Genomic DNA, 10,095 nt, shown 5'->3' with positions numbered 1-10,095 from the left:
CAGGGTGTTTGGCGCGGTTCATTACCAGTAGTTTTTACAAACCGGATCGTCTCCCCGATCGCTTCTTCAAATTGATGAAGGGCGTTGATCGACCGCTGCGCCTTCGGTGGCAATCCGGTTTACCCAGCGATAAGGTCACGCGCCGGTGGTCGTTGGAAGTGCCGGAGATATTTGCCCGACGCGTGGTGAAGAATCACGCATGGGCGGAACAATTAATGTTCCGTCGTGATGCCGTATTTGACCGTTGGGTATCGAAGCGGTTTGTTACGTCCGGCGACATTTTTTGGGGTTTCCAAGGAAGTTGCCTGGAAAGTTTGCGGTCCGCACGCAGTCACGGCCTGGTGGCGGTGTGTGAATTCGCAACAGCGCATGTCACGCGTGCGATTCGCGTGCTTTCGGAGGAAGCAAAGCGTCATCCGGAATGGGCGGATTCGATCAGCAATTTCTGTTTCCCGAACTGGTATCGAGAGCGTTTGGAACAGGAGCCACACTCGGCTTCGATCTGTGTTGCCGCCAGTCAATTCACTCGCGACTCGTTGCTAGAAGTGGGCGTGCCGGACGATAAAATCTGCCTGCTTCCCTTGGGCGTTGACCTGACCCAGTTCACGCCAATCCAACGGCCGTTGGACGGACCTTTCCGCATTTTGTTCGTCGGAGGCATCGGGCAACGCAAAGGAATCAAATACTTGCTAGAAGCGTATCGCCGGATCCGCGCGCCGAGCACCGAATTGGTCCTGGTTGGACCAGTATGCGGTTCAGGCCGCGCGCTAAGAAGTTATGATGGGCTATTCACGAATTTGGGTCGCCTCGATCAGGCTCAAGTGGTTGAACAGATGCGGCGGTGTCATGTGCTTGTGCTCCCTTCCGTCTTCGAAGGTTTCGGCCTGGTCATTCCCGAGGCGATGGCCACCGGCATGCCGGTAATTGCCAGTCGGCACTCAACGGGGCCAGAAATCATCAGCAATGGCGAAAATGGATATGTCCTTGAACATGACGACATCGACGGATTGGCTAAGAAGTTGCAATGGCTGGCGGAACACCGTCGGCAGTGCATTGACATGGGGAAATCGGCGATCCAGGCAGCTGCCAAAGTATCATGGGAAGCCCATCAGCAACGACTTAATGAAATTCTAACGATGGTGCAATTCAGGCTGAAGAATCTGGAACTACCGCTGCCTGTTAGAACACAGGCTGTGAGCGAAGATTGATGAATTGGCTGGCACCGCCGTCGAAATTGCCGCGGACTTTCGCAGCGCGCTCTGTGCTAGGGTGAATTCCGAAGCGAAATGAACAACATTACCAATTTCAGCGCGATTGCATTAAGCATTGGAGTCGCTATCGCACTGCTGTACGACATTCGGCATAGCATTTTGCGACTTATTTCAGCCCGAAATGTGGCCCTGTTAACCATCGTCGTCTGGTATGCTGCTGACGCTTCGTGGATATCAGACGAAATGCAGAAGTATACTCAGAGCCAGTATAACAAGGCAGTCCTGTGCGTTGCATTGGCAATCATTTCGTTTCTGTTTGTTTATTATCGTGTCAAGGGCGGCCTGTTCGATGATTTTGCAAAGAGGTTGGGCAGTTTAGAGAATCCCAACATGCTTTGGATTTTATTTTTGGTCGCCTTAGCGATCGGAATGTTACCGCTGGTGACCATCGCACAAGGCGATTTGACGCTGGTCGTGGCAGCGGCATTCCGCGCTGGCAAACGATTCTCAGGGATGTTTGATCGCGGCCGATATGGCGGTCTGCGCGATGCTTTTTTGGAGCTGCAAATGTTTCTCAAGGCAGCGATTCCGTTAGCCGCTGTTATCATTTTAGATCGTCGACAAAGCCTATCTCGGAAAGTCTGCTGCGTCCTGTTTTGCCTGTGGATGTTTGGGCGCGCCGCGACCGGCGGTACTCGTTCTGAAATGGTAGTCGTTGTGATGCCAATACTCGCGGTGATCTACTTCAAGTTGTCGCCATCATTTAAGCGCTTAGCGATCATGGTGGGTTTGCCCATCGTTGCGGCGATAGGAGTTGTCTGGGCCGAGGCAGTGGTTGTCACGCGCCAGCAAGGAAATTTCGATTGGTCGGCAGCATCCTCTGCGAACGTGACTGGCTTCGAAATGTTTAGTGAGTTGTTGTACCTTTCTAACCACGTTCCCGACCCACTGGATTATCAGTTTGGTCAAACCTATTTCGACCAACTTGTAAATCCGATCCCCCGTTTCATTTGGCCCGATAAACCCGTGTCCGATGCCGGATTGCTGTTGGCTCAGGCCAAAGGAGAAGTTGCAGCAAAAACTGGGGAGGCCTATTTAACGCGCTCGCCCGGCTTGATCGGTGAAATGTATTGGAATTTTGGCTGGTTAGGAATCGTCGTCTTGAGCGGGATGGCAGGGTACGCACTTAAATCGTGGGACCGTTTGATCCAGATCCAACCCAATTCTCCCGTTTCCTTCGTGATTTTTGCCGCCGGCTTGGGCCTTATCTTCCTCAGCGGCCGTTCGTTTACCATGCCCATCTATTATGGAATGTTAGCCTTGTATGTTCTTGTGTGGTGGCTACCCAAACAATTGAGTCCATCCAATTTGGTCCGCACAGAGGTGCAAAGCCTGCTGACTTCGAGCGGCCGATGAAATCCTGCAATGTTGGGCCTCAATTGAAATTCTACAAACTGGAATTCGGGCTTGCGAAACGTGAATAAGATCACCGCACCGGATGGTCGAACAAATCGAGGAGGGCCAGCGAGTAAGCGCATTCGATTATCGTTTTTGACCGTTATGCCGTCGCCATACATGCAGGATCTTTTCCAGGCCATGGCTGTCGACTCGCGATTCGAGCTGCGGGTGCATTACCTGGAAATGGCGGCGCCTGATACCTATTGGGACCAAGCGTCGCTACCCGATTACGCTGAAGTGTTACCCGGTAAATGGTTTTGGCTGATGGGCGGTCGTATTCATGTAAATCCCCAAGCAGCTCAGCGAATACTCACCCATCGGCCCGAGGTGATTGTGGTTACCGGATATTCGGGAATTACCAATCAATTAGTCATGCGCGCGTTGCGGCGTCGAAAGATCCCTTGGATTTTCTACGGTGAACGGCCGGGTCTGAAGCGCCGAGGAGTCCTTGGCCAAGCTCTGCGTGCTGTGGCACGGCACCCGGCGGTACGTTGGCCCTCAGCTATTGCTGCTGTTGGTACCAGTGCGGTAGCACAATATCAAGTTTTAGCTCCCGCGCATTGTCCCGTGGAAAACATTCCATACTGCTGCAATTTGCAGCCGTTTCTCAGCATTGACCGCGGGCTACGGTTCGAAGGTCCAATCCGTTTTTTGTATTGTGGGCAGTTGATCGAGCGTAAAGGAGTGGATTTGTTATTGGATGCTTATCTAAAGTTATCCAGAGGTTGTTCGTCAACCACGTTGACGTTTGTCGGAGAAGGCCCGCTTCGTGATGAATTGTCGCGCCGCGTGCCCGGCGATCTGCAAGAGAGAATTCATTTCGCGGGGTTTCAACCCGTAAACCAATTGCCGAAGTGGTTCGCCAACAGTGATGTGCTCGTGCTTCCCTCAAGACACGATGGTTGGGGCGTCGTTGTCAATCAGGCGATAGCAGCGGGGCTCGCAGTCGTGTGCTCCGATGCCGTGGGCGCCGCCAAGGATCTTGTGGAAGATGGCCAAAGCGGATTGATATTTCCCGCCGGGGATGGTTCGGCATTGGCGAATTGTATGGCACAGTTGGCGAGCGACCCGGAGAAGGTCAAATGCATGGGTAGCTGTTCTCGCGAGTTGGCCGCAGCCTGGACTCCAGAACAAGCCGTCGAGCGCTGGTACAACATATGCAGCCAAGTGGTTGTCAATTGCCAGCACGAGATGTGCCAAGCATGAGCCAGGCGAATTCCAAAACTGCCTTAGCCATGACCACGTCAAAAGTGCTCGGCTACCACGGTGTTGGTCGCGTGTCAGGTAATAAAAAAGAGAGTTTGCACGTTCTACTCGCTTCTGCGTCATCTGGTTCGCAAGGGGGTGGAGAACTGTACATGGCCGGATTGGCAAAGCAGTTGGTTGCGGAAGGCCATCAAATCGATCTCGTTCTGTCGGACCACCCGCGCATGGACGGCTTGGCAGATATGATCGGCGCCGAGATTCGCGTGCATCGGATTCCCTATGTCAATTCGTACGATCGCAAACTTCGCGTGTTCGGCGCCGTATTTAGCCGACGGACTGTGGCAACGATGACCAAAGTGTTTCAAACCATCAGGCCCGACATCATCCACATCAACAAGCAAAACGTGGAAGACGGATTAGATCTTATCCTGGCAGCGCGGCGCTCCGGGTTTCCGCATGTAAGTACGATCCATATTACGCATAGCATGCAGTCGCTCAACGCCGTCGCGGGCAGGTTACGCGATGCTTTGACGCGGCGCCAGCTCCGGACCACAGGTAGCCACTATTTGACGACTGCCGATGCGGGCCGAGTGGAATTGTCGAAGTATCTGCAAAGCCAGGAGCATGCTGCGACGATCCACCTGGTACGGAATGGCGTTGCGCCGGCACCCACGGCAGATCGCGCGGCAATCCGCCAAGAGTGGAACTGTGGACCGCGCGACATCGTTCTCGGCTGCGTGGCGCGGATCGAGCGCCAGAAGAACCCCTTGTTTCTTGTCGAGCTGCTGAGTCGGATGCCAGAAAATGTTCGAGTCATTTGGGTGGGCGATGGCCGAATGCGCGGCGAGCTCGAGTCGGCCGCATCAAGGTATGGCGTCAGCAATCGGCTGCGAATCGAAGGCTGGCGGTCGGATGCCAGAGTCCGCATGGCCGGATTCGATGTGTTTGTACTTCCTTCAGAGTACGAAGGGTTTCCGTTTGCAGCGCTCGAAGCAATGGCAGCTGGCTTGCCTTGCGTCGTTTCCGATGCCGATGGCATACGGGAAGCAATTATCGATGGCGAAAATGGCCGATTGCTACCGCCCAGTGACATGGTCGCCTGGGTGGCGGCCATCGAACAGGCGGTGGCTGATCCACCATTACGAGCGCGCTGGGGCGCTGCCGCGTTGCGACGATATCAACAGCATTTCAGCTTGGAAGCCATGGCGTGCGGCACCGCGGCTGTATATCGCAAGGTCATCGCGCAGTTCCGTTCCAGATGAGCGTTCGTATGCCAACTATTGCCCTCACCACGGCGAACCGATCCGCTGTCGTGTCGTCAACCTTAGATGTGGTACACGTGATTCCTTATATGCATCCGCGCGCCGGAGGGCCCCCCGTAGTGGTCGATCGCTTGTGCCGAAAGCTTTCTGAGCGCGGCTGGACGAACCATGTGATGAGCACCAACACTTTTGCTGATGCCGGTGATGTATCCTGGCTCGATCGCTATGGCGATGGTTATTCACTCGAGATATTCCCTAGCCGCGGACCTGGCAGCTACAGTTTCAGTCGCGCGCTTTCGAAGTCGATTGACAGGTTTGTTGCCGGCGCGCGGCTTGTTCACCTGCACACGGCCTGGACGCATCCTACTTGGGCAGCCATGCGGGCCTGTCGGCGACATCATGTGCCGTACATCGTCATGCCTCATGGCATGCTGGATCCGAATTCACTGTCGCGAAAATGGCTGAAAAAACAGCTGTACGGTCGGCTTGTAGAATGGCCATACTTGCGACAAGCTCGGGCCATGGTGTACACCAATGCAGAAGAACGTCGACTCGCGGAAAAAGCCGTCGTGGGTTTGCCCCCCGGCTATGTTGTACCGTTGGCCTCCGACGAGCCTCCCCCAGAGCCCCGCAGCTACTTAGCGGAAGAATTCTTAACGACCTATCCTGATTTGCGCGGTAAAGCACTAGTTGTGTTTCTCAGCCGATTGCACCCGAAAAAAGGGCTTGATTTACTGATCCCTGGTTTTGCGTTGCTGGCCAAGTGCCAGCGCAGCGCGCAGCTGGTCTTAGTAGGTCCAGGTGAATCGCGGTACGTGGCCCAACTGCGGCAGCTGGCCGAACTGCTGGGCATCGCCCATCGGGTCAGTTTCATCGGCCCGCTTGAAGGGCGTGCGAAATGGACCGCATTGGCCGCGGCACAAGTTTTCGCACTGCCTTCCTACCAAGAGAACTTCGCGCTGGTCGTGGTTGAAGCACTCCGGATGGGCGTGCCGACAGTGATCAGCCGCCGAATCAATATTTGGGACGACATAATTCGATCCCAGGGTGTGGCAATCTGCGATCTGACAGCCCAAAGTGTTGCCGATATGTTGCTTCCCTGGTTAAGTGATCCCGTGACAGCCGAAAGTGCCGGCCGCCAAGGTCAGGAGTTTGTTGGCCAGCATTTCACCTGGGATCGATCGACCGAAGCGTTATGCCAAATTTATGCTGACATCTTGGGTGCTCCAACAGCAGCCGATGAATTCGCCTGAATCGGTATCTCGACAGGTTCCGCAAATGCCGCCGGAGAATGAGAGCGTCCAGCAAGCCGCTTCCCAGTCGGTCGAGCAATCGGACAAGCCATCGTGGTTGGATCTGTCATCCTACAGCAACCAGGGTTATGCCCCGGGTCGGGGAAAGATAATTCGGGCCGCATGGCATGTGGTCAGCCTATTGATTTTCGAAAGCGGATGGTTTCCGTTTCGCAGGCCCAAGGTGTGGTTGCTCCGATTATTTGGAGCACGCGTCGGTTGCGGATTGGTGATTAAACCCCAGGTCCGAATCAAATTCCCCTGGCGTTTGACTGTTGGCAATCACTGCTGGATTGGCCAGAGTGTTTGGATCGATAACTTGGCCGAGGTTTGCTTGGGCGATCATATATGTGTTTCTCAAGGGGCCTATTTATGTACCGGCAGCCACAATTATCGCCTGCGCTCGTTTAATTTGGTTACCCGGCCGATGATGATCGAAAACGGCGCCTGGATTGGCGCGAAAGCGGTGTTGCTGCCTGGCTGTCACGTGGGCGCCAACACGATAGTGGGTGCCGGCAGCGTCGTACGGCAACCAGTGGGTCCGGAAGAAATTGTGGCTGGAAATCCGGCCGAAAGCGTGTGCTACCGATGTGAGCCACGCACGAGCAAGTAAATCGAAATTGCGCACATGCGCAAGCCGCGTTCGTCCTTACGCAAAATGACAGGAAACCGTTTGACACTGTACAGCCATCGGGTAACATCATCCCCGTATAGAGGGAGCCCGGCGAGGCTGATTTGACCCTAGGTAAGGACACGTATCAAGGAGTTAGTCATGTTTAAGTTAAGGGGCCTAGTTGCTATCGCTTTGGGGTATTGTCTTGTATCACCTTTAATCGCCGCCGCCGATTTTTTGGAAGCCCAAGTGTACGTTGACGGCACTCTCAAAGGTACCGATTTTGGTAGCGTTTCCGGCGGCGATTATACGATTGGGAATTATAGTTTAACTGTAGGAACTCTCAACATTCAAGTAACCGCTAACTCGGATCCACCCGGTACTTCGGACACATCCCCAAGAGTTGCGTATTTAAGTACGAGCGAAGCTAAAATTACGAACACATCGACGACACACCACGAGGTCGAAGTAGTGATTACAGCGGAGACTTTTACACTTCCTAACTCAAATACAGATTTCGAAGACATTACCTCGAAGTTGACCACAAATTCTTCGTTCGGATTACTGCCAACGCCAACAAGCACCATGACGACGGCAGCATCAGGCGGCGTTACTTTTTCGAGGTCATTGGCCCTACCAAATAGTGATTCTTCCACGGTAGACTCTGGTTTTTATGCTAAGACAGGGTCTTACGTATTGACTCAGACGTATGACATAAATGTTGGTAAAACCACAGGTTCAGGGGTTGCAGCCCAAATGTCGATGACGCTGACCCCGACTCCCGAGCCATGGAACATTGTTTCGGCTGTGGCGACGTTTATTCCAGTAAGTTTGCTGTACCTTGGTCTTCGTCGTCGAAAGCAGCAACAAGTGAGCATTTAGGTTACGCTAAGTCCCCGAGTACGCCTGCGAAACTTACTTTCCTCATCACGAGCTTCATAGCTGCCGGGAATTGTCTTTCAGTCGAGTATCAAGTTGCTATGCAGAACCGGCATGTATATTTTTACCGCTCGTTAGGTCATGATCTGCTATGATGCGCAACAGCGCAATCCTAGATGGAGTTAGAGGAAGTTGATTGACAAGAACAGCAAATATAGCGATACTGCTACGGAAGTGCATGCATAGGAAGCACCGCCCTCTTTCCGTGATCCAACGATGATCAAAATTAGGCGACAAATCAGGTTTTATCTTGCGCTGGGATTTTTTACAGCAAGTTTGTTCCTGGCTCTATCTTCGGTGACACGAGCCGATCCTCTGACGCTGAACATTACCTACGATGATATGACATCGGGCCAGATGTTTTCCACGAGTGTTTCAACGCTTGATTTTCAAGGTTTATTAGCGGGTTCACTCTCTGGCAACTATGGTGGAATAGTGGGTTATAGCGTTAGTGGTTTTGCTAACGTACCAGGCTCGCTGTCGACGACCGATATCTACGTAGAGAATTTATCGTCGATAGCGCACCACATTGTAGTCACATTTGACGCGGAACTTTACTCGCTCCCCCGCAGCCCCGTGCAAATTGACACGGAGGTATCCACCGATGATGAGTCGGGCGAAGCCTCGCATCAATCATCGTTTATGTCGCTCGATTCGCTGGGTGGCGTACTTTTCAGCCGCGATAATGTGCCCCTTGGCACACTTGATTCGGGACCAGTCCCCGGAGGGATCGTCCTCAAGTCTGGCCCGTATGAACTCAAACAAGTCTATAATCTCTGGGTGGTAAATAATGGCTTTGGTATTGGCTCAACTATTTCGGCAGCCATGCGAATGGACGTGGCAGCGACTCCTGAACCGTGGACGATTGCCGGGTTCGCTGCAATGTTGCCTGTCGGCCTGGCGTACTTGTGGCTGCGTCGTAGACGATTAAAGGCATTTAATGCCGGCTGATCTGAGAATCATCCAAGCCCAACACACACATCTAATTCGGCGCTAACACAGGTAGTTTTGAGGCTCAAACTTGGCTTAGTGTCCGATCTGCGTTCTCTGCCTCAGGAATTGGGTTTGTGAAGTTTTGAGCTTTCAAGGCATTTTGTGGCGCCAGATGGTTGCATCGTTTGTAGTTTATGTCTATGTTAGGAGAATTGAACGCGCCCATCGGAACATGGTAGCGGCAGTGTACTGGCGAATTTGAGTTTCGTTCTATTGCTATGGCACACTACCATGATAATACGTTCCATGCCGCGTGTCGGGCTGATTTTCTTGGCATGCCTGCTTGTTGCCGTTAATGTGACGACGCGAGCACGGGCCAACTCTATCAGCGTCACAGTGACGGACTTGAGCACTAGTCCGAACGATACAGCGACCCAAACGGTGTCGACGCCCGATTTTGCGTCAGATTTTGATATCAATTCTTTTTCCGTGGGCCCCAACCCTAGCGCTCCCTGGAAGAATCTATCGGTCATTGTGGGCGGCAAAGCCAATCCTCCAGGAACGTCATTATCATCCAGTATTCCGTATCTCGATAGCTCGGAGGTTGGTGTTAACAATACGAGCAGCACGACGCACCACATTCAAATCGTATTTACGGCTGAGACTTTCGACCTGCCCGCTGCGACTTCAGTTCAAATCGTCACAAAACTCAATTCGGACGATTTTACGGGGATGGATTTGTCGCAAGCTTCCACTTTGACCGCTTCGACGACCGGAGGACTAATTTTTTCAAGACAAGTTGCCCTGCAAAGCGGCGATTCCGCCAATGTAACTTCTGCTCCCATTGCACTCTCGGGCGATTACAGCATGACGGAGACTTATGACCTGTGGCTGAAGGCCGGTGGAACTGTTAAGGGTCAAATGGTCATGAACGTGGTAGCTGCAGCTCCGGAACCACCAGCGATTGGCTTGGCAATTGTCGCATTGGGTGGACTGTTTTCCGGACGACGACTTCTTCGGCGCAGCAGCAGTGGTTCCAATCTTTGAATCGTCGGATATCAAATGGTTATCGCAACACAGGCCGCTTCCGGCGACGACTGAATGCGGAATGCTGTCGTTGCAGTGATCGGTGCAATTCTGCAGTCTTACGTACTTGTCGTGTACCTCAACAGGCCCATTTG

At 53.1% G+C, this 10,095-nt stretch carries 9 protein-coding genes; all 9 read left to right on the top strand.

What is annotated here, in order from left to right:
- On the top strand, window positions 1–1,208 hold a 1,208-nt coding region (locus VMJ32_17220; GenBank protein HTQ40766.1), incomplete at its 5' end, for a glycosyltransferase family 4 protein.
- Between the two features lie 78 nt (window positions 1,209–1,286).
- Window positions 1,287–2,627 carry an O-antigen polymerase gene (locus VMJ32_17215; GenBank protein HTQ40765.1) on the top strand — a complete coding sequence of 447 codons (1,341 nt, stop codon included), beginning with the start codon at window positions 1,287–1,289 and terminating at the stop codon, window positions 2,625–2,627.
- A gap of 159 nt (window positions 2,628–2,786) precedes the next feature.
- Window positions 2,787–3,875 carry a glycosyltransferase family 4 protein gene (locus VMJ32_17210; protein HTQ40764.1) on the top strand — a complete coding sequence of 363 codons (1,089 nt, stop codon included), beginning with the start codon at window positions 2,787–2,789 and terminating at the stop codon, window positions 3,873–3,875.
- 29 nt (window positions 3,876–3,904) lie between these two features.
- Window positions 3,905–5,137 (top strand): glycosyltransferase family 4 protein, encoded by a 1,233-nt coding sequence (locus VMJ32_17205; GenBank protein ID HTQ40763.1) that lies wholly within the window; start codon window positions 3,905–3,907, stop codon window positions 5,135–5,137.
- An 8-nt stretch (window positions 5,138–5,145) separates the two neighbouring features.
- Window positions 5,146–6,390 carry a glycosyltransferase gene (locus tag VMJ32_17200; GenBank protein ID HTQ40762.1) on the top strand — a complete coding sequence of 415 codons (1,245 nt, stop codon included), beginning with the start codon at window positions 5,146–5,148 and terminating at the stop codon, window positions 6,388–6,390.
- Complete coding sequence (locus VMJ32_17195; GenBank protein ID HTQ40761.1) at window positions 6,377–7,042, top strand: WcaF family extracellular polysaccharide biosynthesis acetyltransferase; 666 nt, start codon at window positions 6,377–6,379, stop codon at window positions 7,040–7,042. The genes VMJ32_17200 and VMJ32_17195 overlap by 14 nt, the downstream gene beginning before the upstream one ends.
- Window positions 7,043–7,201: 159 nt before the next feature.
- Window positions 7,202–7,924, top strand: coding sequence for a hypothetical protein (locus VMJ32_17190; GenBank protein HTQ40760.1), 723 nt, complete (start codon window positions 7,202–7,204; stop codon window positions 7,922–7,924).
- 273 nt (window positions 7,925–8,197) lie between these two features.
- Window positions 8,198–8,932 carry a hypothetical protein gene (locus VMJ32_17185; protein HTQ40759.1) on the top strand — a complete coding sequence of 245 codons (735 nt, stop codon included), beginning with the start codon at window positions 8,198–8,200 and terminating at the stop codon, window positions 8,930–8,932.
- A 423-nt stretch (window positions 8,933–9,355) separates the two neighbouring features.
- Entirely contained in the window at window positions 9,356–9,961 is a 606-nt protein-coding gene (locus VMJ32_17180; GenBank protein HTQ40758.1) for a hypothetical protein, read from the top strand.
- Window positions 9,962–10,095: the final 134 nt, after the last annotated feature.

Source organism: Pirellulales bacterium, from assembly GCA_035499655.1.
In the GTDB taxonomy this organism is placed as follows: Bacteria; Planctomycetota; Planctomycetia; order Pirellulales; family JADZDJ01; genus DATJYL01.
This window is presented reverse-complemented; position numbering and strand designations above follow the sequence as displayed.

Excerpts from the sequence above, each read along its gene's own strand:
- VMJ32_17215 (HTQ40765.1), top strand. The coding sequence starts at position 1,287 with ATGAACAACATTACCAATTTCAGCGCGATTGCATTAAGCATTGGAGTC.
- VMJ32_17210 (HTQ40764.1), top strand. The coding sequence starts at position 2,787 with ATGCAGGATCTTTTCCAGGCCATGGCTGTCGACTCGCGATTCGAGCTG.
- VMJ32_17205 (HTQ40763.1), top strand. The coding sequence starts at position 3,905 with ATGACCACGTCAAAAGTGCTCGGCTACCACGGTGTTGGTCGCGTGTCA.
- VMJ32_17200 (HTQ40762.1), top strand. The coding sequence starts at position 5,146 with ATGCCAACTATTGCCCTCACCACGGCGAACCGATCCGCTGTCGTGTCG.
- VMJ32_17195 (HTQ40761.1), top strand. The coding sequence starts at position 6,377 with ATGAATTCGCCTGAATCGGTATCTCGACAGGTTCCGCAAATGCCGCCG.
- VMJ32_17190 (HTQ40760.1), top strand. The coding sequence starts at position 7,202 with ATGTTTAAGTTAAGGGGCCTAGTTGCTATCGCTTTGGGGTATTGTCTT.
- VMJ32_17185 (HTQ40759.1), top strand. The coding sequence starts at position 8,198 with ATGATCAAAATTAGGCGACAAATCAGGTTTTATCTTGCGCTGGGATTT.